Origin of the sequence: Pseudomonas sp. AL 58 (genome assembly GCF_036348395.1) — a bacterium.
Taxonomy (GTDB): domain Bacteria; phylum Pseudomonadota; class Gammaproteobacteria; order Pseudomonadales; family Pseudomonadaceae; genus Aquipseudomonas; species Aquipseudomonas defluvii.
The window spans coordinates 55,572-79,015 of record NZ_JAZBQR010000024.1; the positions used below are offsets into that span (position 1 = coordinate 55,572).

Genomic DNA, 23,444 nt, shown 5'->3' on the forward strand with positions numbered 1-23,444 from the left:
CAGCACGGGCAAAGTGTTTTATCCCGATTTTGCCCGTCATTTCCCGACATTTTTTGTCACATTTCGCCACTGTTAAAATTTCTTCCTGCTCTTCATGTTATTACCGTTTACGTAAAGGTAATCTTCGTCTAGTGTTTGCGTTTACGTAAAGGGAAGAACACCCGCAGCGCCATAACCAATAAAAATAATCAAGGTTAGAGGGCTACACATGTCACCAGAGTTCGTGTTGGAAACACGTGGCTTGACCAAGGAATTTCGCGGTTTCACCGCGGTCGACTCGGTAGATCTACGTGTACAGAAGGGACACATCCACGCGCTGATCGGGCCTAACGGGGCCGGCAAAACCACCGTATTCAACCTCCTTACCAAGTTCCTCACGCCCACCCGTGGCGAGATCCACTACCTTGGCAAGCCGATCACCGGCATGCAACCCAACGAAATCGCCCGTCTTGGTCTGGTGCGTTCTTTCCAGATATCGGCGGTGTTCGGCCACATGAGTGTGGTGGAAAACGTGCGGGTAGCGCTGCAGCGCAAGTTGCGCAACTCGTTTCATTTCTGGAAGTCCGAACGCAGCCTCGACGCCCTCAATGAGCGTGCGTTGCAGATGCTGGATGACGTCGACCTGCTCTCCTATGCCGATACCTTGACCATCGAGTTGCCCTATGGGCGCAAGCGCGCGTTGGAGCTGGCGACCACGCTGGCGCTGGACCCGACCGTGCTGTTGCTCGACGAGCCGACCCAGGGCATGGGCCACGAGGACGTTGAAATGGTCATCGGCCTGGTGCGTCGCGCTGCAGTAGGGCGCACTGTGCTGATGGTGGAGCACAACCTCAATGTGGTCAGCCAGTTGTGCGACCGCATCACGGTACTGGCGCGTGGTTCGATCCTCGCTGAAGGTGACTACGCCAGTGTTTCGGCAAATCCGCAGGTGCGTGAAGCCTACCTGGGCAGTGAAGCGGTCTGCCTTGAGGAGGCCCACGCATGAGCAGCCTGAACGTTCCGGATTTCGAGCAACTGCGTATCAGCGACCTGCATGCATTCTATGGCGAGTCGCACATCCTGCACGGCATCGACATGCAGGTACGGCGGGGTGAACTGGTCACCCTGTTGGGGCGTAACGGCGCGGGGCGCTCGACGACCTTGCGCGCAATCATGAACATGGTCGGCCGCCGCACCGGCTCGATCATGGTCAATGGCAACGAAACCATCGGCATCGCCGCTCACCTGATCCCGCGTCTGGGGGTCGGTTATTGCCCTGAAGAGCGCGGTATCTTTGCCAGCCTCAACGTCGAGGAAAACCTGCTGCTGCCGCCAATGGTGCGCAGCGATGGCATGAGCCTGGACGACATCTACGCGATGTTCCCCAACCTTTATGAGCGCCGTTTCAGCCAGGGCACACGCCTGTCGGGTGGCGAGCAACAGATGCTGGCGATGGCGCGCATCCTGCGCACCGGGGCCAACCTGCTGCTGCTCGATGAGATCACCGAAGGCCTGGCCCCTGTCATCGTGCAGAAGCTGGCCGAGGTGTTGATCAAGCTCAAGCAGAAGGGCCTGACCATCGTACTGGTGGAGCAGAACTTCCGTTTTGCGGCGCCGCTGGCCGATCGTCATTACCTGATGGATCACGGCCAGATCGTCGAGGAAATCAGTGCTGCCGAGCTGGATGCGAAACAGGAACTGCTGAACCGCTGTCTCGGCGTCTGAGCGCCGTTTAACCCCTGTGCTGTTTACGTCGGCGTGGCGTCAGTCATGCCGGGCGGGGGTCGCTTTGCCCTTTACAACAACAATAACTGTGGAAAGTGGGTGAACTACATGAAGGTTTTCCAAAAGACTGCTTGCGCCATGCTCGCCTCCGGCCTGATCGCCGGTGCTGCCCAGGCCCAGATCAGCGACGATGAAATTCGCATTGGTTACCTGGCCGACATGTCCGGTACTTACCGTGACCTTTCCGGCCCGGGCGGCCTGGAGGCGCTGAACATGGCGGTCGAAGATTTCGGCGGTCAGGTCAATGGCAAGAAAATCGTGGTCTTCAGCGCCGACGACCTGAACAAGCCGGATGTCGGTGCCAACACCGTGCGTCAGTGGGTCGATGAGCGCAATGTCGACATGGTCACCGGGATGGTGGCGTCCTCGGTCGTGCTGGCGGCAAGCAAGGTGGTAGAACAGTCCGGCAAACTGGCGCTGATCTCCGGTGCGGCGGCCTCAAGCCTGACCAACGAATACTGCTCGCCCAACCACATCCACTGGACCTATGACTCCTACGCCCTGGCCAATGGCACGGCCAAGTCGGTACTCGCTTCCGGGGGCAAGAACTGGTTCATCCTGACCGCCGACTATGCCTTCGGTCACGCGATGGAGAAGGACATCACCAAGGTCGTCCAGAGTGACGGTGGCAAGGTGGTCGGCACGGTACGCCATCCGTTCCCCAGCAGTGATTTCTCCTCCTACATCCTCCAGGCCCAAGGGTCTGGTGCTGATGTGATTGCCTTCGCCAACGCCGGTGCCGACACGGTCAACTCGCTGATGACCGCAAGCCAGTTCGGTGTTGCCCAGTCCGGGCAGAAGCTGGCGGGCATGGTGGTGTTTCTCAACGACATCCACGCCATGGGCCTGGATGTTACCCAAGGGTTGATGCTGACCACTGGCTGGTACTGGGACATGAATGATGAAAGCCGTGCCTGGGCCCAGCGCTACTACAAACGCTTCGGCAAGATGCCGGGCATGGTTCCGGCGGGCATCTACTCGGCAACCACGAACTACCTGAACGCAATCAAGGCCACCGGCAGTGACGAGGCGCAGGCGGTGCGTACCCAGATGATGGCCACCCCGGTCAATGACATGTTCGCCAAGAACGGCAAGATCCGCGCTGACGGCCGCATGGTTCACGACATGTACCTGGCGCAGGTGAAAACCCCGGCCGAGTCGAAGGGGGAGTGGGACCTGTACAAGATCGTCAGCACCATTCCTGGCGATGAGGCCTACCGGCCGATGTCCGAAAGCACCTGCAAACTGCTGCCGAAAAGCTGATCGGCAACTGAATCAGGCTACGCGCCCGGTTGCTTGCAGCCGGGTGTCACGGACTTCCAGCGGATGGTAATTCATGACTATCGTATTCGGCATTCCCCTGAGCGTACTGCTCGGTCAACTGCTGCTCGGGCTGATCAACGGGACGTTCTATGCCTTGCTCAGCCTGGGCCTGGCGATCATCTTCGGCTTGCTGCGGATCATCAACTTTGCCCATGGCGCCCAATACATGCTCGGTGCGTTCGCGGCCGTGCTTGGGCTCAATTACCTGGGTGTGAACTACTGGGTCGCCCTGGTGCTGGCACCGTTACTCGTCGGCGCGCTGGGCATGCTCATCGAGCGCGGCCTGTTGCGGCGCATCGCCGGTGAAGACCACCTCTACGGACTGTTGCTGACCTTTGGCCTGGCGCTGATCGTTGAAGGCACCTTCGTCAAACTGTTCGGTGTATCCGGTTCCTCCTACCCCATGCCTGAGCAACTCAAGGGCGGCGTCAACCTGGGCTTCATGTTTCTGCCCATCTACCGCGCCTGGGTGGTGGTAGCGGCCTTGGTGGTGTGCCTGGCGACCTGGTTCATGATCGAGCGCACGCGCCTGGGTTCCTACCTGCGTGCGGGTACCGAAAACCCGAAACTGATGCAGGCGTTCGGCATCAACATGCCGCTGCTGATCACCCTGACCTACGGCTTCGGTGCTGCCTTGGCGGCCTTCGCCGGGGTATTGGCGGCCCCGATCTACTCGGTGACGCCGACCATGGGCGCCAACCTGCTGATCGTGGTGTTCGCCGTGGTGGTGATCGGCGGCATGGGTTCGATCATGGGCGCGATTGTCACCGGCCTGGCCATGGGCCTGATCGAAGGGCTGACCAAGGTGTTCTATCCAGAGGCGGCCAACACCGTGGTGTTCCTGGTGATGGTGCTCGTGTTGCTGGTTCGTCCTGCGGGACTGTTCGGGAAAGAGGTGTGACGATGACGAGTCTGGAGATCAAGCAGGGCGCTGGCGTCCTGCAACCGAATGTCGTACAGGAGCGTCGTCAGGCGGCGGCACGGCGCAAGCGCTGGTTCTACCTGGCGCTGGTGGGTGTGGCGCTGCTCGCACCACTGGCGGTGTACCCGGTGTTCCTGATGAAGCTGCTGTGTTTTGCGCTGTTTGCCTGTGCGTTCAACCTGCTGCTGGGCTATGCCGGGCTGTTGTCGTTCGGCCACGCGGCGTTTCTCGCCTCGGGCGGCTACGTCACGGGTTACGTGCTGAGTGCGTACAGCGGCCTGGGAACCGAGTTGGGCATTCTTGCCGGAACCCTGGCGTCCACCGCGCTCGGCCTGGTGTTTGGCCTGCTGGCGATCCGGCGCCAGGGTATTTACTTCGCGATGATCACCCTGGCCTTGGCGCAGTTGGTGTTCTTCATCTTTGTCCAGGCGCCGTTCACCGGTGGTGAGAACGGTCTGCAGGGTGTGCCCCGTGGGCAGTTGTTCGGGGTCTTCGACCTGAACAACAACCTGACCCTGTACTACTTCGTTCTGGCCGTATTCGTGTTCGGCTTCGCCGTGATCCAGCGCACGATCCATTCACCTTACGGCCAGGTGCTCAAGGCCATCCGCGAGAACGAACCACGGGCGATCTCGCTGGGCTACAACGTCGAGGCGCACAAGCTGCTGGCCTTTGTGATTTCCGCAGCGTTGACCGGCCTGGCCGGTTCGACCAAGACCGTGGTGTTCCAGCTGGCCTCGTTGACCGACGCGCACTGGCACATGTCCGGCGAGGTGATCCTGATGACCCTGCTCGGTGGCGTCGGCACGGTGTTTGGCCCACTGGTCGGCGCCGGCATCGTGGTCACCCTGCAGAGCTACCTGTCCAATGGGCCTCTGGGTGAGTGGGTGCATGTGATCCTCGGTTTGATCTTCGTCATCTGCGTGCTGTTGTTCCGGGTCGGCATCGTCGGCTGGGTGCTGAAACTCGCACGGCGCAATTTCTAAGGGCAGCGTTGCAGGCAACGCTGGGGGAATACCGCACAGACGCTGGTCTGGGCTTGGTACGGGTGCATCAGCACGCTAATAAGAAGAGAGACCTATGAGCGCAATTCGTTCTACCCGCATTCTGTTGTTACCTGGCCTTGCCGGGGCCATTGGCGTTTGCTCACCGGCGTCCGCTGCGTTTCTGGAGGACAGTAAAGCCAGTGTGGAGATGCGCAACTTCTACATGAACCGCGACTTCCGCCAGCACGCGGCGCCGCAGAACAAGGGCGAGGAATGGGCGCAGGGTTTCATCATGCGCTATGAGTCCGGACTCACCGAGGGTACCGTAGGCTTTGGTGTCGACGCCTTGGGCCTGCTCGGGGTCAAGCTCGACTCAAGCCCCGACCGTGCTGGCGCAACCGGCTTGCTGCCGCGCGGCGCCCAGTCGAAGCGGGCACCTGACGACTACAGCGAGCTGGGGCTGGCCGCCAAGGTACGGGTCTCGAAATCCACCCTAAAGGTCGGCACCCTGATCCCTATGCTGCCGGTGCTGACGCCGAACAACTCGCGCCTGCTACCGCAGACCTTCGAGGGTGGTTGGCTGAATTCCATGGACCTCAGTGGCCTGACCTTCGACGCCGGGCGCCTGACTCAGGTGAACCAGCGCGACTCGACCAACCGTGAAGACATGACCCTGATGAAGGGCCCTCGGCGCAATATCGTCACCACCGGCAAGGCGACATCGGACAAATTCGATTTCGTCGGTGGTACCTACGCCTGGAGCAAGACGCTGAGCACGGGTTACCACTACGCGCAGTTGGAAGACCTGTACAAGCAGCATTTCCTGACGTTGGTGCATGTATTGCCCATCGCCGAGGGGCAATCCCTGAAGTCCGACCTGCGTTTTGCCGATGCCAGCGATGATGGCCGCAGCAACGTCGACAACACCTTGCTCAGTGGCATGTTCACTTACACCCTGGGGGCTCATGCCTTTGGTCTCAGCTACCAGAAAATGAACGGTGATACCGGCTTTGCCAACGTTCAGGGTACCGACCCTTACCTGGTCAACCTGGTGCAGATCAACGACTTCGCCAACCAGGACGAGCGCTCCATGCAGGCCCGTTACGATTACAACTTCGCGGCCTGGGGTATTCCCGGCCTGACCTTCATGACCCGCTACGTCAAAGGCGATCAGATCGAGCTTGGCGCGGCAGGCGGCGAGGGCAAGGAATGGGAACGTAACACCGATATCGGCTATGTCGTTCAAAGTGGTCCACTGAAGAACGTCGGTATCAAATGGCGAAATGCAACCTACCGCTCCAGCTTTGCCAGCGACATCGACGAAAACCGTCTGATCCTCAGCTACAGCCTGCCGCTCTGGTAAGTGCGGTAATGCGCCGAACAGGGCCCGACTCGGCAACGATCGGGCCTTTTTCCTGCGTGGTTGTGAATAGCTGCAGCGATGACGCAAACAGACTATCGGGTGGCAGTTGCAGGTATGACGGGCCCGCGCATAAGGCTATGCTGTTTCGACATATTACAAGGCGTGCGAGGGAAGGATGCCAGTCAAGGATCTGCTGTTGGCGTTGGTGGTGATCATCGCCTGGGGTGTCAATTTCGTGGTGATCAAGGTGGGCCTTGATGGGCTACCGCCCATGCTGCTGGGTGGGCTGCGCTTTTTGCTGGTGGCGTTTCCGGCGATTCTGTTTATCAAGCGTCCCGCGCTTCCCTGGCGCTGGCTGATTGCCTACGGCGCCACGATTTCGCTGGGCCAGTTTGCCTTCCTGTTCGAGGCCATGGGTAACGGCATGCCGCCGGGGTTGGCGTCCTTGGTGTTGCAGTCACAGGCCTTCTTCACCCTGTTTTTCGCCGCCATGTTTCTTGGCGAGCGCCTGCGTGTGGCCAGCGTTCTGGGGCTGCTGGTGTCGGCGGGTGGGTTGGTGTTGATTGGCAGTGAAAACGGTACCAGTGTCCCGGTTTTCGCCCTGATCCTGACGTTGTGTGCTGCCGCCAGTTGGGCGATAGGCAACATCATCACCCGACGCTTCGGCAATGTGGACCTGGTTGCATTGGTCATCTGGGGCGGCTTGATTCCACCGCTGCCGTTTTTTGCGTTGTCGTGGTGGCTGGAAGGGCCGGCGCTGATTGAGGCTTCGCTGCGAGGTATCGGCCTGAGCTCGATCCTCTCGCTGGCGTACCTGGCCTTTGTGGCGACCATGCTCGGCTACAGCCTGTGGAGCCGGTTGCTGTCGCGTCACCCGGCAGGCAAGGTCGCGCCATTTTCGTTGCTGGTACCTGTGGTGGGGCTCAGCTCCTCGGCACTGTTGCTGGACGAGCGGTTGAGCGATGTGCAGTGCTGGGGCGCATTGCTGGTCATGGGCGGTTTGTTGATCAACGTGTTTGGCCCGCGTCTGCTGCAGCGTTTGCGTGCGACTCAAGCGCAAGTGTCCTGAAGCGCGGGTGGCCTGCAAAAAAACACCCTGCGAAGGCGTAGGCCTTGCAGGGTGTTTTGGCGTGACTCAGCGTTGCCCGCATCTGCGGGCTTTCGCTATCAGCGGCGGCGGAACAGCGGCAGCGGCTCATCGGTGGCGGCCTGATAGGTCACCGAGAAGTCCTTGAGGCTTTCCAGGGCTTCGTATGGGTCCTTGTCGGCACGTACCGCGAAGGCATCGAAACCACAGCGGGCCATGTAGAACAGTTGGTCGCGCAGCACATCGCCGATTGCGCGCAGCTCGCCCTTGAACTGGTAACGGTCACGCAGCAGACGTGCGTTGGAGTAGCTGCGGCCATCGGTGAATGCCGGGAAGTTCAAGGCGATGACCTGGAACTGGGCGGCATCTTCACCGATTTCCTCGGCTTCTTCGTCGCTGTCCAGCCACACGCCCAGGCCGCCATCGCGGGCCTTGAGGGCATGGGCGTGATCACGCCACAGCTGCAGCGGTACGATGTAGTCGTCGCAGTTGCTCAACTCGTCCAGGGTGACGTCCTTGGGCAGCAGGTGCCAGGTTTCGTCGACGACCTGGTTGTTCTTAATGATTCGCTGCATAGACGCGCTCCTTGAAGGGGTCAATGCCAATACGTTGATAGGTGTCGATGAAGCGCTCGTCTTCGGTGCGTTGTTCCACGTACACGTCGATCAGCTTTTCGATCACATCCGGCATGGCATCCTGGGCGAACGAAGGGCCGAGGATCTTGCCCAGGCTGGCATCGCGGCTGGCGCTGCCACCGAGGGAAACCTGGTAGAACTCTTCGCCTTTCTTGTCCACACCGAGAATACCGATGTGGCCCACGTGGTGGTGACCGCAGGCGTTCATGCAACCGGAGATGTTCAGGTCCAGCTCGCCGATGTCGAACAGGTAGTCCAAGTCATCGAAGCGGCGCTGGATGGACTCGGCAATCGGGATCGACTTGGCGTTTGCCAGGGAGCAGAAGTCGCCGCCCGGGCAGCAGATGATGTCGGTCAGCAGGCCGATGTTCGGGGTGGCGAAGCCATTTTCGCGCAGCTCAAGCCACAGTGCGTGCAATTGGCGTTGCTCGACGTCGGCCAGAATGATGTTCTGCTCGTGGGAGGTGCGCAGTTGACCGAAGCTGTAGCGCTCGGCCAGGTCGGCAACGGCGTCCAGTTGCTTGTCGGTCAGGTCGCCTGGGGCCACGCCAGTCGGTTTCAGCGACAGGGTGACAGCCACGTAGCCTGGGCGTTTGTGCGCACGGGTATTGCGCGCACGCCAGCGGGCGAAACCTGGGTGTTGCTGCTCCAGTTCGGCCAGCTCGTGGTCGAGGTTTTCCAGCGCCTTGTACTCAGGGTCAACGAAGTGCTTGGCGACACGGTGCAATTCGGCTTCGGTCAGCGTGGTGCTGCCGCCACGCAGGTGAGCCATTTCGGCCTCGACCTTCTCGGCGAACACTTCTGGAGTGAGCGCCTTGACGAGGATCTTGATCCGCGCCTTGTACTTGTTGTCGCGTCGGCCGTAGCGGTTGTAAACCCGCAGGATGGCGTCCAGGTAGCTGAGCAGGTCCTGCCACGGCAGGAACTCGTTGATAAATGCACCCACCACCGGGGTACGGCCCAGGCCGCCACCGACCAGTACACGGAAACCCAGATCGCCGGCTGCGTTACGCACAGGTTCCAGGCCGATGTCATGGACTTCGATGGCAGCGCGGTCGTTGACCGAACCGTTGATGGCGATCTTGAACTTGCGCGGCAGGTAGGCGAATTCAGGGTGGAAGGTGGTCCACTGGCGAACGATCTCGCACCATGGGCGCGGGTCGATCAATTCATCGGCGGCCACACCGGCAAACTGGTCGGTGGTGACGTTGCGCAGGCAGTTGCCGCTGGTCTGGATCGCGTGCATCTGCACGGTAGCCAGTTCGGCCAGAATCTCCGGAATGTCTTCCAGTGCCGGCCAGTTGTACTGGACGTTCTGCCGGGTGCTGATGTGGGCGTAGCCCTTGTCGTAGTCGCGCGCGATCTTCGCCAGCATCCGCGTTTGACGCGACGTCAGCTGGCCATAGGGCACCGCGACCCGCAGCATGGGGGCAAAACGTTGGATATAGAGGCCATTCTGCAGGCGCAGGGGGCGAAACTCTTCTTCACTGAGCTCACCGGCCAGGTAGCGTCGGGTCTGATCACGGAACTGCTTGACGCGGTCCTCGATGATCCGCTGATCGTACTCGTCGTATACGTACATAAGGGTCCTGTTTTCAGGCTGCAGGCAGCTAATCGCGCGCACGGCCGCGCACTCCGGAGCGGAGCTGTGGAAAGATATCAGCTTGTGTTTATGCGCAAAAGTGAAGTTTTTGCATATGCAAAGAACCATTTGGACTAAGTGAGACTGTGTTGCGTTTAGCCATCGGGCAGGTTGGGGGCGTTATACTGCGCCGCTTTATTCTGTGCGAGCCTGTTCCCCATGCTGAAAGCTCTGGCTAGATGCCTGTTGCTGAGTCTGCCATTGGCAGCCAATGCTCAGGCGCCCTCGGTGGTTTTTTTGAACCCGGGGTACTCCAATGAGACTTTCTGGGTCAGTTACTCGCGCTTCATGCAAGCGGCTGCCAGCGATCTTGGCATGCAGTTGCGGGTCGAATACAGCGAACGTGAGCCGGCGCGTGCCATGACGCTGGCACGGCAAGTGCTGGAGGGGCCGCAGCGCCCTGACTACCTGGTGCTGGTCAATGAGCAATATATAGCGCCAGAGATCATTCGCCTGTCCCGTGGCAGCGGGGTAAAGCTGTTTCTGGTCAACAACGGTTTGACGCCCGACCAGACGCGGCTCATTGCCGACAGCCCGGACAAATACCCGCAACCTATCGCGACCCTGGTCACGAATGACGAGGAGGCGGGTTATCGCATGCTCACGGCATTGATTGCCCAGGTGCCGGCGCCTGCGAAGGGCCAGCAAATCGAATTGCTGGCGTTTTCCGGGATGAAAATCACCCCGGCCTCGCAACTGCGCGAGCGCGGCATGCGTCGGGCGCTTGCCGAGCACCCCGAGGTGAACCTTCGCCAGGTGGTCTATGGCGGTTGGGGTCGGGAACGGGCGTATGAGCAGGCCAGTCAGTTGCTGCATCGCTATCCGAACACCCGACTGGTCTGGTCGGCTAACGATGAAATGGCCTTTGGCGCGATGCAGGCGTTCGAGGAAGCCGGGCGCAAACCCGGCAAGGATGTCTACTTCAGTGCCGTCAACAGCTCGCCAGAGGCCTTGCAGGCGCGTATCGACGGGCGCCTTAGCGTACTCATGGGTGGGCATTTCACACTCGGTGGCTGGGCCATGGTGTTGTTGCACGACGATGCGCTCGGGTTGCCGATCAGCCGCGATGGCCAGCATCGGTACCAGGTGCCTGTGCTTCAGCTTATTGATCCCGCTCGAGCCCGGCGCTGGCTGAAGCTGGTCAACGAGCCCGACTATGGCCTGGACTTCAATCGTTTCAGCGCCGAAGGCAAGGCGCGCAGTTTTCGCTACCCATTCCTGACGGCGCCGGTGGACTACTAGGCTCTGTACGAAAAGCCTTGATACTCGGTGATGCTGCGTTGAAAACAGCCTCGGAATGCTCATTTACAACCCGTAAACTCCGCTTCCTCGGCTGTTTTCGCCTTGCCTGACCTTCGTCTCAAGACTTTTCATACATACCCTAACCGACGAACAGCAAAAAGACCTGGCTTGAGCAAAGGGCATCGCTGGGCTTAACTGCTACAGGTGTCATGCATTCCCATAACCACTACAAGAGGCGATGCAATGGGAAATTCAACCAAGTCGGTTAAGAGTGACAGTCATGTCGACGCTTGGGCGACACTCTGCCTGATCATCCTGGTGGTCGTGACAGCCGTGTACTGGGTCAGTCATCAGTGACATCACCCGCTGGGTAGCATGAGACCGCCTGCAGCATGGATACCTGCGGGCGGTTTGCGTTTCAGGCGGCGGTCAGGTGCAGGGCCAGTTTTACCAACCCCAGCAGTACCAGAATAAACAGCAAGGTGAACAGCGTACCCAGCACAATGAAGTGACTGGGTTTGCCGTGGGTGAAATCGCGCGCGCGGTTCTTGTTGCTCTGCACGCCGAAGGCGGCGGCCAGCACGCTTTGCAGCATTTGCCAGAAGGTCGGTGGCTTGCCTTGGGCGGGGTCGTCCATGATCAGCTCCTGTGGGCGGAAGGCCTGTCCACAGTGTAGCCCCTCAAGGAACGTCTGCAGGGCGCGACACAACGTCGACCCTGCAGCTGCCCATACCGATGACCGATGCTTAAGCGTCGTATCCCAGGTTGGGTGCCAGCCAGCGCTCGCTGACGCTCAGGTCCTGGCCTTTGCGCGCCGTATAGCTCTGCACCTGATCCTTGTCGACCTTGCCCACGGCGAAATACTGCGCCTGTGGGTGGGCGAAGTACCAGCCGCTGACCGCAGCTGCCGGGAACATTGCATAGTGCTCGGTCAGGGTGACGCCGCTCTGGCCTTGCTCGCCGATTTCGGTACCGTCGAGCAGTTGGAACAGGGTGCCTTTTTCGGTGTGGTCCGGGCAGGCAGGGTAGCCAGGGGCCGGACGGATGCCCAGGTACTGTTCCTTGATCAGTGCTTCGTTACTCAGTTCTTCGTCTTTGGCGTAGCCCCAGTACTGCTTGCGCACCTGTTCGTGCAGCCATTCGGCGCAGGCTTCGGCCAGGCGGTCGGCGAGTGCCTTGACCATGATCGAGCTGTAGTCGTCGCCTTTGTCCTGATAGGCCTTGGCGACTTCTTCGGCACCAATGCCGGCGGTGGTGATGAAACCACCGACATAGTCGGTCACGCCGCTGTCTTTCGGTGCCACGAAGTCGGCCAGGGAGAAGTTTGGCTTGCCGTCGGTCTTGATGGTCTGCTGGCGCAGATGGTGCAGCAGGGCCAGCGGCTGGCCATCCTGCCCATAGACTTCGATGTCGTCGTGGTTGACCTGGTTGGCCGGCCAGAAGCCGAACACTGCCCGGGCGCTGATCAGCTTTTCATCGATCAGCTTGCGCAGCATCTGTTGGGCGTCTTCGTACAGCGCCGTGGCCGCTTCGCCGACCACTTCGTCGGTGAGGATGCGCGGGAACTTGCCCGCCAGGTCCCAGGAGATGAAGAACGGCGTCCAGTCGATGTACTCGGCCAGTACGTTCAGGTCGATGTTTTCCAGTACCTTGGCGCCGGTGAAAGTCGGCACGACCGGCTGATAGCCCGCCCAGTCGAACGATGCCTTGGCCGCGATGGCCTGAGCGTAGCTCAAGCGCTCGGTGCGGGCGCTGCGGTTGGCGGTACGTTCACGTACTTCGACGTACTCCTGGCGGGTCCGCTCGACGAAGCCGGCTTTCAGTTCCTTGGACAGCAACTGCGTGGCGACGCCGACGGCACGCGAGGCGTCAGTGACGTAGACGACGGCGTCGTTGCTGTACTTGGGCTCGATCTTGACTGCTGTGTGCGCCTTGGAGGTGGTCGCGCCGCCGATCATCAGCGGCAGGTGGAAGTCCTGACGCTGCATCTCGCGGGCGACATGCACCATTTCGTCCAGTGACGGCGTGATCAGCCCGGACAGGCCGATGATGTCGCACTTCTGCTCACGGGCCACTTGCAGGATTTTTTCGGCCGGCACCATCACGCCGAGGTCGACGATGTCGTAGCCATTACAGCCCAGCACCACGCCGACGATGTTCTTGCCGATGTCATGCACGTCGCCTTTTACCGTGGCCATGAGGATCTTGCCCTTGGCTTCCGGCTTGTCGCCTTTCTCGGCTTCGATGAACGGAATCAGGTGGGCCACCGCCTGCTTCATCACCCGTGCCGACTTGACCACTTGCGGCAGGAACATCTTGCCAGCGCCAAACAGGTCACCGACCACGTTCATGCCGCTCATCAGCGGGCCTTCGATGACCTCGATCGGACGTGCGCACTGTTGGCGGCATTCCTCGGTGTCCTCGACGATAAACGCAGTGATGCCTTTGACCAGGGCGTGCTCCAGGCGCTTGCCAACGGGCAGTGAACGCCATTCCTCGCTTTCGACTTCCTTGGTGGCGCCGCCACCCTTGTAGTCATCGGCGATGGCCAGCAGGGCGTCGGTGCCTTCGGGGGTACGGTTGAGTACCACGTCCTCGACCCGTTCGCGCAGGGCAGGGGGGATCTCATCGTAGATCTCCAACTGACCGGCGTTGACGATACCCATGGTCAGGCCGTTCTGGATCGCATGGTAGAGAAACACCGAGTGGATCGCTTCACGGACCGGGTTGTTGCCCCGGAAAGAGAACGACACGTTGGACACACCGCCCGAGGACAGTGCATGGGGCAGGTGGTCGCGGATGTAGGCGCAGGCTTCGATGAAGTCGACGGCGTAGTTGTTGTGTTCCTCGATGCCGGTGGCCACGGCGAAGATGTTCGGGTCGAAAATGATGTCTTCCGGCGGGAAGCCCACTTCATTGACCAGAATGTCGTAGCTGCGTTGGCAGATTTCACGCTTGCGCGCGGCGGTATCGGCCTGGCCGACTTCGTCGAAGGCCATCACCACCACGGCAGCGCCATAGCGCTTGCACAACTTGGCGTGATGCTTGAAGGCGTCAACGCCTTCCTTCATCGAGATCGAGTTGACGATGCCCTTGCCCTGAATGCACTTCAGGCCCGCTTCGATCACCTCCCACTTGGAGGAGTCGATCATGATCGGTACGCGGGAGATGTCCGGCTCGCCGGCAATCAGGTTGAGGAACTTGACCATGGCCGCCTGGGAGTCGAGCATCCCTTCGTCCATGTTGATGTCGATGACCTGGGCGCCGGCTTCGACCTGCTGCAGGGCGACTTCCAGGGCTTCGGTGTAGTTTTCTTCGCGGATCAGCCGGGCGAACTTGGCGGAACCGGTGATGTTGGTGCGCTCACCGACGTTGACGAACAGCGAGTTGCGGTCGATGGTGAACGGTTCCAGGCCCGACAGTCGACAGGCCTTGGGGATGTCTGGAATAGCCCGTGGCGGGTACTTGGCCACTGCTTCGGCAATCGCCTGGATGTGCGCAGGCGTGGTCCCACAGCAGCCGCCGATAATGTTCAGGAAGCCGCTGGCGGCGAACTCTTCAACGACGGCAGCCATTTCCGCCGGGGTTTCGTCGTACTCGCCGAACGCGTTAGGCAGGCCGGCGTTAGGGTGTGCAGAGACCTGGGTGTCGGCCTTGCTCGACAGCTCTTCCAGGTACGGGCGCAGGTCCTTGGCGCCCAGGGCGCAGTTCAGGCCCACCGAAATCGGTTTGGCATGGCGTACCGAGTTCCAGAACGCTTCGGTCGTCTGCCCGGACAGGGTGCGGCCCGAGGCATCGGTAATGGTGCCGGAAATCATGATCGGCAATTCGACATTGTCTTCCTCGAACACCTGCTGCACGGCGAAGATTGCCGCTTTGGCGTTGAGGGTGTCGAAGATGGTTTCGATCAGGATCAGGTCGGCACCGCCTTCGATCAGGCCACGGGTGGCCTCGATGTAGTTGGTCACCAGCTCGTCGAACGTGACGTTGCGGTAGCCGGGATCGTTGACGTCCGGGGAGATCGAGCAGGTGCGGCTGGTCGGGCCGAGCACGCCGGCCACGAAGCGTGGGCGATCCGGGGTTTCCAGGGTCTTGGCGTCGGCCACCTGGCGGGCAATGCGGGCGCCCTCGACGTTCAGCTCATACACCAGCGCTTCCATGCCGTAGTCGGCCTGGGAGATCTGTGTGGCGTTGAAGGTGTTGGTCTCCAGGATGTCGGCACCGGCATCCAGGTACGCTTTCTCGATTGCGGCGATGACGTCTGGGCGCGATAGCAGCAACAGGTCGTTGTTGCCCTTGACGTCGCTGGGCCAGTCGGAGAAACGCGTGCCACGATAGTCGTGTTCCTCCAGACGGTAGCTTTGGATCATAGTACCCATGCCGCCATCGAGGATCAGGATGCGCTCTTTGAGTGCTTTCTGAAGTGCTTGGAAACGAGCGCTGCGGTCAGACATAGGACTACCTGGTCGGGCAAAGACAAAAGTTGCGGAATAATAACAAAGCTGCGCGGTTTTTAGACGTGCCACTGATTTGCATGAATTTCATTCATGTTGGCACGGTGCTGCCACCGGTAGAATCGTGAAGCTTTTAATTTCCAGGACAATTGGCACATGGTGCATCGTTTACTTGCCGGCGCCGTCGCGCTGCTGATCAGTGGCATGGCGTTGGGGCAAGCGCCTCAATCCAGCCCGGCTATTTCCTATACCCGGGACATTCAACCCATCTTCACTGAGAAATGCGTTGCCTGCCATGCCTGCAACGATGCCGCCTGCCAGCTCAAGCTGGAAAGTGCTGAAGGCGCCGAGCGCGGCGCTTCGAAGGTACCGGTCTACGAGGGCAACCGCACGACTGCAGTGCCCCCGACCCGATTGTTCTACGACGCCCACAGTGTCGATGCCTGGCGGCGCAAGGGCTTCTACTCGGTGCTGGATAACCAGGGCAGCCAGGCCGCGCTGATGGCGCGGATGCTGGAGCTGGGGCATTCAACCCCGCTGAAGCCAAACGCCAAGCTGCCTGAAGACATCGTGCTGGGCTTGAACCGGGAAAATGTCTGCCCGCTGCCCGGCGAGTTCGACGCCTATGCCAAGGCGCATCCCCGTGAGGGCATGCCGTTGGCGGTCACCGGCCTGACCGATGCCCAGTACCAGACCCTGCAGCGTTGGTTGGCGGCGGGTGCGCCAGTTGAGCACAACCCGATCCAGCCCAGCGCCAAGGAGGCGGCACAGATCCAGGAATGGGAAGCGCTGCTCAACAGCCCGGGTTCGACCGAAGCGCTGGTAGGCCGTTGGCTGTATGAACACCTGTTTCTGGCACACATTTACTTTGTTGGCGGGGAGCCGGGGCACTTCTTCCAATGGGTACGTTCCCGTACACCCAGTGGCCAACCGATTGACCTGATTGCCACGCGTCGGCCCAACGATCCGCCTGGCACCGACTTCTACTATCGGTTGATGCCCGTACAGGGCGTCATCGTACACAAGACCCACATCACCTACCCGATGGGGCCGCAGAAGCTCAAACGTGTCAAACAGCTGTTCTACAGCGGCGACTGGCACGCGGCTGCGCTGCCGGGCTATGGTCCGCGCCACCGCGCCAACCCGTTCGAGACGTTCGAGGCGATCCCGGCGGTAGCGCGCTATCAGTTCATGCTGGATAACGCCGAGTATTTCGTCCGCACCTTCATTCGCGGCCCGGTGTGCCGCGGTCAGATCGCCACGGACGTGATTCGTGACCACTTCTGGGCGCTGTTCCAGGAGCCGGCCCATGATCGCTACCTGACGGATGCCAAGTACCGCGCTGAAGCCACGCCATTGCTGGCAATGCCTGGGCAGATCGACGATGTTGGCAGCATCTTGACCCTCTGGCACACCTACCGTGACAAGCGCAACGAGTATGAAAGCCTTCGCCGGGAAGCCTATGCCGACATGCCGGCGCCAAGCTGGTCAAGCCTATGGGCGGGTAATGACAACGCCTTGCTGACCATCTTCCGGCACTTTGACAGTGCCTCGGTCAACAAAGGGCTCATTGGTGATGTGCCGCTGACCTTGTGGCTGTTCGACTACCCGCTGTTCGAGCGTACCTACTATCAGTTGGCGGTGAACTTCGATGTGTTCGGCAACGTGTCGCACCAGGCCCAGACCCGTCTGTACTTCGATCTGATCCGCAATGGCGCCGAGGTCAACTTCCTGCGCCTGATGCCGGCCAACAAGCGTGGTGCCATCCTCAGCGATTGGTACCAGAACGGCGGCAAGGTGAAAATGTGGATGGACTACGAGGAGATCGACACCAGCACCCCGAGCGCCCTGAAGCTGGACAAGCGTGACCCGAAACGTGACTTTGGCCTCAAGCTGATCGAGCGGACCGGTAGCCTCAACGCAGCTCCTGACCCGATCAATCGCTGCCATGGCGCCTACTGTTCACGGCCTCAGATGACTGAAGAGTTCCGCGATGTCGAACAGTCGCTGAGCCGCTTGGCTTCGCGTCCTGCAGCGGGGCTGAAGGTGATCAACCAGTTGCCGGAAGCGACCATGCTGCGTATCGAAGGCGAGGGCGGCAAGCGGCAGGTCTACTCCATGCTGCGCAACCACGCCCACAGCAACGTTGCCTTCATGCTGGGTGAGGAGTCGCGGTACCAATTGGGGTTGGATACCCTGACGCTCTACCCTGGCGTGATGAGCAGCTACCCGAACTTCATGTTCAATATTCCGGCCAGGGATGTACCAGAGTTTGTCGAGGACATGGAAGCGGCCCGTGATGACACCGCCAAATTCGAGCGTATTGTCATGCGTTGGGGCGTACGCCGCAGTCATCCGCAGTTCTGGCAGTATTTCCATGACCTGAGCACCTACATCAAGGAAACCGAGCCGGTGGAAGCGGGTGTACTGGACATGAACCGCTACGAAAACCTCTAGGGCGATTCTCCCTTCATCAGGCCGCTTCCGGCGTTTGGGCTTCCTGCTCAGGCCGCCCGAAGCGGCTGTTGTTTCCCGACAAAAATACTGGGACTTTGTTCGCGCGTCAGGTTGGCGTAAACTGCCGCCAAGTCTGTGAGGAAACCATTTCAATGAGTGCCATAACGATTACCGATGCTGCGCATGATTACCTGGCTGACCTGCTATCCAAGCAGAACACCCCGGGCATCGGCATACGCATTTTCATCACCCAGCCGGGCACCCAGTACGCCGAGACCTGCATCGCCTACTGCAAGCCGGGCGAAGAGAAGGCCGAAGATACCGCCCTGGGCCTGAAGAGCTTCACCGCCTGGATCGATGCGGTCAGCGAGCCTTTCCTTGAGGATGCCTTGGTCGACTACGCGACTGACCGCATGGGTGGTCAACTGACCATCAAGGCGCCGAACGCCAAGGTGCCGATGGTCAATGCCGACAGCCCTATCAACGAGCGTATCAACTATTACCTGCAAACCGAGATCAACCCGGGGCTGGCCAGCCATGGCGGTCAGGTCAGTTTGATTGAGGTGGTTGATGACGGCATTGCCGTACTGCAGTTCGGCGGTGGTTGCCAGGGCTGCGGCCAGGCTGACGTGACCTTGAAAGAAGGCATCGAACGTACCCTGCTTGAGCGTATTCCCGAGCTCAAGGGCGTACGTGACGTCACCGACCACTCTCAGAAAGAGAACGCCTACTACTAGGGTGTTTGCGACAGATTGACAAAGGCCTGGCGCTGCCAGCGCCTTTGCGCGTTAGCGCAGTCGATCAGTCGGAAAAGAAGGGTGGGCGTGTCATTCGCAACGAATGATGGTCGCCTCTGTATCGCCAGCAAGGTTGGCTCTCAGTGTGAGTTGGCCTTGCTGGCGATGCATCGCAGCACTCAGGCTGCGATTTCAGGCTTTTTTAGTGCAAGGCGCACGCGTTGGCGGCAGGCATCGCCGAAGGCCTGGAACATCTTGACCGAGTCCGGGTTTTTCGCCGCTTGCCACTCCGGGTGCCACTGCACGGCGAAGAGAAACGGCGACAGGCTGGGTGCATGGACGGCTTCGACCAGGCCGTCTTCGGCGTGGGCGATAGGCTCAAGGCCTTTGCCGAGGGTTTTCAAGCCCTGGCCATGCAGCGAGTTGACGCGAATTTCATCGGTCTGCAACAGTTCACGCAACCAGCTGTTCGGTGCAAGGCGTACGCCGTGTACAGCCTGGTACTGGATGTCCACTGGGTCTTCCGGGTTTTCCCGATGGTCGTTGAAGCCTGGTTCGGCGTAGACCTTCTGATAGATATCGCCACCCAGCGCGACGTTGATTTCCTGCATGCCGCGGCAGATACCGAAGATTGGCAGGCCACGCGCAATTGCGGCATGCACCAACGGGATGTCGAACAGGTCGCGAGCCTTGTCCTGGGCTTTGCCTGGGGTGTGGTTTTCCTGGCCGTAAAGGCTTGGGTCGATGTTGCTGCCCGCACCGGTCAGGTAAACGCCGTCGGCCATGTTCAGGTATTGCTCAAGGTCGTCGGCACCGCAGCAGGTCGGTACCAGAACCGGTACGCAACCTGCCAGTTCGACCAGTGGAACGATGTACTTGTGGGTCATGACCTGATAGTCGTGGCCCTTGCGCTCCTGGGCACCCATGGTCATCAGGACGACGGGCTTGCGGAGGGTCTGATTCTTATTGCCAATGTTGCTGTTGGGCATATGTCACCTTTGGACAGGCGCAGCCTGTCATTGTTGTGCAGGCGCATCGATCCAGCCTGATGCTACCTGAGGTTTCGAGCACTGCCGGAAGGCACGCAATGGCCTGTTTCCAGTCGAAACCTGTTACATAGCTTGCCAGCGCCGTTAAATATGTCAAACAGCTTTGTGTAAAATTATTGCTTAGTAAGCTACTAATTTTGCCGCTCAGCTTGCTAAGTGTTTGAAATATAGAGGTAATTTGTGATTTTTGTAGTTCATTATATTTAACGTTTTTGGCGCGCGCTGCGGGAGTATGGGCCTTGGCGAGACAGGATCGCGCAAGGCCCTTGGCTCAGTGCAGGATCTGCGCAAGGAAGCCTTTGGCCCGTGCGCTTTGAGGGTTGTTGAAAAACGCCTCAGGCGGGCTGTCCTCGATGATCTGGCCACCATCCAGGAACAGTACGCGCTCTGCCACCTGGCGGGCGAACCCCATCTCGTGGGTAACGCACAGCATGGTCATGCCGGTGTCGGCCAGCCTTACCAGCACGTCCAGTACTTCGGCGACCATTTCCGGGTCGAGTGCCGAGGTGGGCTCGTCGAACAACATGATTTTCGGTTTCATGCACAGTGCCCGTGCAATCGCCACCCGCTGTTGTTGCCCGCCAGAGAGCTGGCTGGGGTACTTGCCTGCCTGGCTTTCGATACCGACCTTGTTCAAGTAGAAACGTGCGCGCTCCTCGGCTTCCTGGCGTGACAGGCCACGCACGCTCATGGGCGCCAGGGTGCAGTTGTCGAGCACGCTCATGTGCGGGAACAGGTTGAAATGCTGGAACACCATGCCGATCTCGCTGCGTACTTGAGCGGCTTGGCGGGTGGTTTCGGCAAGGTCGGTATCATTGACCCGAATCGTGCCCTTTTCAGCGATCTCCAGGCGATTGATGCAGCGGATCAGTGTCGACTTGCCCGAGCCTGAAGGCCCGCAGAGGACGATGCGCTCGCCTTCGCGTACCTGCAGGTCGATATCGCGCAGTACATGGTAGGCGCCGTAATACTTGTTCAGGCCTTCAATCTTCACCACGACGTTGCGTGGGTCGGGCTGGGCAATGGGTTGGGCAGTGGCAAGGCTCAGGGGGCTAGGCATTGTTATTGTTCTCCCGAAGTCAGTTGAAGCGCTGTGCACTGTAGGGCGCAGGGTCGGTGAAAGGCTTGGCACCGGTGATCATTTCCGCCAGCAAGCGGCCGCTGACCGGGCCCAGGGTCAGGCCGTGGTGAGCATGCCCGAAGTTGAACCACAGGCCTTTGTGACGCGGTGCCGGGCCAATGACCGGGCGCATGTCCGGTAGGCATGGACGACGCCCCAGCCAAGGCTCGGCTTCGATGCGCTCGCCGAGAGGGAACAGCTTGCGTGCGATGGCCTCGCAACGTTCCAGCTGGATTTGATTGGCTGGCGCATCGCTGGCGGCAAATTCGATGCCGGTGGTCAGGCGGATGCCCTTGACCATGGGGGCCAATACGAAGCCACCCTGTACGTCGCAGATCGAGTGCGTCAGCTCGGCACCAGCGCGGGGGCGATAATGGGCGTGGTAACCCCGCTTGATCTCCAGCGGAATGCTGTAGCCCAGCGGCTTGAACAGATCGGCGGCTTGCGGGCCAAGGGCGATGACGACCTCAGCCGCGCTGATCGGCCCCTGGCGGCTGTCGACCTGCCAATCGCCGGCCACCTGGCGCAGGGTGCGGGCGTCGCCATGAATGAACTGGCCACCGCGTTTGACGAACAGTGCGGCATAGCCGCGCGTCAGGCCACCTGGGTCGCTGACCGTCTTGGGGTCCAGCCAGTGGATGCCGCCAACGACGTTTTCGCTGAGATCGACTTCGCGGGCGTGCAGTTGTTGGCGGTCGAGGATCTCGTAGCGCAGGCCGTAGGGCTTGAGCGCATGGGCCTCATCCTGTGCAGTGGCAAAGGCCTCGGCATTGCGGTACACCTCGATCCAGCCCTTGGCCTTGATCAGGTCGCCGAGCTCGGCAGCTTCGATCAGGGCGTCGTGCTCCTCTACGCAGCGTTCCACCAGTGGCAGCATGGCGCGGGTGGCTACGGCGACACCGGCAGGCGAGGAGTTCTGCCAGTACTTGAGCAGCCAGGGGCCAGCCTTGGGCAGGTAGCGCAGGCTGTAGCGCACATCGGGTTGGCGATTCAGGCTGTAGCGCAGCAGGCGGGAAAGCTCGCGGGGGAAGGCGTAGGGGATCACGCTGGAGCGCTCGATCAGCCCGGCGTTGCCGTGGCTGGTGCCGCTGCCAGGCTCGGCGCGGTCGATCAGAATCACCTTGCGCCCACGGGCTTGCAGGTGCAGGGCGGTGCTGACGCCGACGATACCGGCGCCCAGAACGATGGTTTGGCATTGCATGGAACGGTCCTCGAAAGGCTGCACGGTTTAGCGCAGGTGACGGCCCAGACGGCCTTCGATGTGTTTGAGGCTGCGTCGCACGATCTCGACGATCAGCAGGTAGAGCACTGCAGCCCAGAGGTAGATCTGGAAGTCGAAACTGCGCGAGAAGGCCAGTTTGGTGATGCCCATCAGGTCATAGATGGTCACCAGCGAAGCAATGGCGCTAGCCTTGATCATCAGGATCAATTCGTTGCCCAGTGGGCCAACGGCGACAATCAGTGACTGGGGCAGGATGACCTTGAAAAAGGTGGTCGAGCGCTTCAGGCTCAGCGCCTTGGCGGCTTCATACTGCCCGGGAGCGACCGCCATCAGACTGCCGCGGAAGATCTCGGCCTGGTAGGCGGCGGTGTTCAGGGTGAACGCCAGCAGGGTGCAGTACCACGCCTCGCGGAAAAACCACCAGAGCCCGACGTCCTGCCAGAAGCCCTTGAAGGAGCTCAGGCCGTAATACAGCATGAACAGTTGGGCCAGCAGTGGCGAACCGCGGAAGAAGTAGATATAGCCGGCACTCAGGCGCTGCACGACCAGGTTGTTCGACAGCCGCGCCAGGGCCAGCAGCAGGCCGAGGATTGCGCCGAGGGTGAACGAGATCGCCACCAGTTTGGCGGTCACCAGCAGGCCATCGACAAAGCGCGGGCCGTAGCGCTCCAGCAGCTCGGGATCTAGGAACAGCCTTAGCAGATCATCGAAAGTCATGGGCGTGCGCTCCGCAGGTGGCGACTGAAATACCGCTCGATAACGCTAAAGGCGCGTCCTGACAGGGCCGAAAACAGCAGGTAGCCAAAACAGGCGACGGCATAGAAGAACATGGGTTCCTTGGTCACGCTGACCGCCAGGTTGGTCTGGCGCATCAGGTCCACCAGGGAGATGGTCGATACCAGCGACGTGTCCTTGAGCAGCGACAGCCAGTTGTTCGACAGGCCGGGCAAGGCGATACGTACCAGTTGCGGAAACACCACTTTGCGAAAGGTTGTGGTCTTGCTCAGGCCCAGCGCCGCCGATGCTTCGTATTGGCCCTTGGGCACGGTCTTGAACGCTGCCAGCCAGATCTCACTGGAAAAGGCGGCGAAGACGAAGCTGAAGGCGATCATCGCGGCCAGAAAGGTGTTGATCAGCACCTCACCCTCATAACCCATGGCGGCGAGGATTTTCTGTGCTGCAATCTGGCAGCCGTAATAGATGATCAGCAGGGTCAGCAGCTCTGGCAGGCCCCGGAACACGGTGGAGAAGACGGTAGCTGCAGCCTTCGGGAAGCGCTTTGGCGAGCGGGCGGCGAGGGCGACACCCAGCCCCAGGGGCAAACCAATGGGCAGGCAGGCCAGGGCCAGGCTGATGGTGACTACGGCGCCGGCCAGCAATGCCTGGCCCCAGCCGCCGCTGGCAAACGACAGCAGTGACAGTTGTTCGATCATGCTCGAAC

Annotated in this window: 19 protein-coding genes; 10 read left to right on the forward strand and 9 right to left on the reverse strand. The window is 60.4% G+C overall.

All coding sequences use genetic code 11. From position 1 onward, the window contains the following. The first annotated feature begins 208 nt into the window (after positions 1-208). The 7 genes from UIA24_RS20320 to UIA24_RS20350 all read left to right on the forward strand — a co-directional run bounded on the left by UIA24_RS20320 (position 209) and on the right by UIA24_RS20350 (position 7,427). Positions 209-985, forward strand: a complete 777-nt coding sequence (locus tag UIA24_RS20320) for an ABC transporter ATP-binding protein (protein ID WP_102052114.1) — start codon at positions 209-211, stop codon at positions 983-985. Then, positions 982-1,704: an ABC transporter ATP-binding protein gene (locus tag UIA24_RS20325; protein ID WP_065757843.1), complete on the forward strand. Its 723-nt coding sequence runs from the start codon at positions 982-984 to the stop codon at positions 1,702-1,704. The genes UIA24_RS20320 and UIA24_RS20325 overlap by 4 nt, the downstream gene beginning before the upstream one ends. A gap of 108 nt (positions 1,705-1,812) precedes the next feature. Beyond that, positions 1,813-3,027: an ABC transporter substrate-binding protein gene (locus UIA24_RS20330; protein WP_099776653.1), complete on the forward strand. Its 1,215-nt coding sequence runs from the start codon at positions 1,813-1,815 to the stop codon at positions 3,025-3,027. Between the two features lie 73 nt (positions 3,028-3,100). Next, on the forward strand, positions 3,101-3,988 hold the full coding sequence (locus tag UIA24_RS20335; RefSeq protein WP_065757844.1) for a branched-chain amino acid ABC transporter permease: 888 nt from the start codon (positions 3,101-3,103) through the stop codon (positions 3,986-3,988). Between the two features lie 2 nt (positions 3,989-3,990). Beyond that, entirely contained in the window at positions 3,991-4,995 is a 1,005-nt protein-coding gene (locus UIA24_RS20340; protein ID WP_330523735.1) for a branched-chain amino acid ABC transporter permease, read from the forward strand. A 94-nt stretch (positions 4,996-5,089) separates the two neighbouring features. Beyond that, a complete protein-coding gene (locus UIA24_RS20345) occupies positions 5,090-6,358 on the forward strand; it encodes an OprD family porin (protein WP_330523736.1) in 1,269 nt (422 codons plus the stop codon). A 175-nt stretch (positions 6,359-6,533) separates the two neighbouring features. Further along, positions 6,534-7,427, forward strand: coding sequence for an EamA family transporter (locus UIA24_RS20350; protein ID WP_330523737.1), 894 nt, complete (start codon positions 6,534-6,536; stop codon positions 7,425-7,427). 98 nt (positions 7,428-7,525) lie between these two features. Here UIA24_RS20350 and UIA24_RS20355 read toward each other — a convergent pair whose 3' ends face one another. Both UIA24_RS20355 and UIA24_RS20360 read right to left on the reverse strand, forming a co-directional pair. Then, the gene (locus tag UIA24_RS20355) at positions 7,526-8,020 is read right to left on the reverse strand and encodes a DUF934 domain-containing protein (protein ID WP_102052118.1); all 495 of its coding nucleotides are present in this window, start codon (positions 8,018-8,020) and stop codon (positions 7,526-7,528) included. Then, complete coding sequence (locus tag UIA24_RS20360; RefSeq protein WP_102052119.1) at positions 8,004-9,662, reverse strand: nitrite/sulfite reductase; 1,659 nt, start codon at positions 9,660-9,662, stop codon at positions 8,004-8,006. Before UIA24_RS20360 ends, UIA24_RS20355 begins: the two co-directional genes overlap by 17 nt. Positions 9,663-9,881: 219 nt before the next feature. Here UIA24_RS20360 and UIA24_RS20365 point away from each other — a divergent pair, with 219 nt between their 5' ends. After that, a complete protein-coding gene (locus UIA24_RS20365) occupies positions 9,882-10,964 on the forward strand; it encodes an ABC transporter substrate-binding protein (protein ID WP_330523738.1) in 1,083 nt (360 codons plus the stop codon). A gap of 418 nt (positions 10,965-11,382) precedes the next feature. Here UIA24_RS20365 and UIA24_RS20370 read toward each other — a convergent pair whose 3' ends face one another. Both UIA24_RS20370 and metH read right to left on the reverse strand, forming a co-directional pair. Continuing rightward, complete coding sequence (locus UIA24_RS20370) at positions 11,383-11,601, reverse strand: DUF2970 domain-containing protein (protein ID WP_065757851.1); 219 nt, start codon at positions 11,599-11,601, stop codon at positions 11,383-11,385. 109 nt (positions 11,602-11,710) lie between these two features. After that, positions 11,711-15,418, reverse strand: coding sequence for a methionine synthase (gene metH, locus UIA24_RS20375; protein ID WP_330523739.1), 3,708 nt, complete (start codon positions 15,416-15,418; stop codon positions 11,711-11,713). A gap of 156 nt (positions 15,419-15,574) precedes the next feature. On the opposite strand from metH, the gene UIA24_RS20380 reads away from it, so the two are divergent. Then, the gene (locus UIA24_RS20380) at positions 15,575-17,875 is read left to right on the forward strand and encodes a fatty acid cis/trans isomerase (RefSeq protein ID WP_330523740.1); all 2,301 of its coding nucleotides are present in this window, start codon (positions 15,575-15,577) and stop codon (positions 17,873-17,875) included. Between the two features lie 152 nt (positions 17,876-18,027). Next, complete coding sequence (nfuA, locus tag UIA24_RS20385; protein WP_065757854.1) at positions 18,028-18,612, forward strand: Fe-S biogenesis protein NfuA; 585 nt, start codon at positions 18,028-18,030, stop codon at positions 18,610-18,612. Between the two features lie 179 nt (positions 18,613-18,791). Here the strand turns inward: nfuA and UIA24_RS20390 are convergent, their stop codons facing one another. The 5 genes from UIA24_RS20390 to UIA24_RS20410 form a co-directional block, all read right to left on the reverse strand. After that, positions 18,792-19,601: a gamma-glutamyl-gamma-aminobutyrate hydrolase family protein gene (locus UIA24_RS20390; RefSeq protein WP_065757855.1), complete on the reverse strand. Its 810-nt coding sequence runs from the start codon at positions 19,599-19,601 to the stop codon at positions 18,792-18,794. A gap of 331 nt (positions 19,602-19,932) precedes the next feature. Further along, positions 19,933-20,721, reverse strand: a complete 789-nt coding sequence (locus UIA24_RS20395; RefSeq protein WP_330523741.1) for an amino acid ABC transporter ATP-binding protein — start codon at positions 20,719-20,721, stop codon at positions 19,933-19,935. Positions 20,722-20,740: 19 nt separating this feature from the next. Beyond that, the gene (locus UIA24_RS20400) at positions 20,741-21,982 is read right to left on the reverse strand and encodes an NAD(P)/FAD-dependent oxidoreductase (protein ID WP_330523742.1); all 1,242 of its coding nucleotides are present in this window, start codon (positions 21,980-21,982) and stop codon (positions 20,741-20,743) included. A gap of 27 nt (positions 21,983-22,009) precedes the next feature. Then, a complete protein-coding gene (locus tag UIA24_RS20405) occupies positions 22,010-22,720 on the reverse strand; it encodes an ABC transporter permease (protein ID WP_065757858.1) in 711 nt (236 codons plus the stop codon). Next, on the reverse strand, positions 22,717-23,436 hold the full coding sequence (locus UIA24_RS20410; RefSeq protein ID WP_065757859.1) for an ABC transporter permease: 720 nt from the start codon (positions 23,434-23,436) through the stop codon (positions 22,717-22,719). The genes UIA24_RS20405 and UIA24_RS20410 overlap by 4 nt, the downstream gene beginning before the upstream one ends. Positions 23,437-23,444 lie beyond the last annotated feature (8 nt).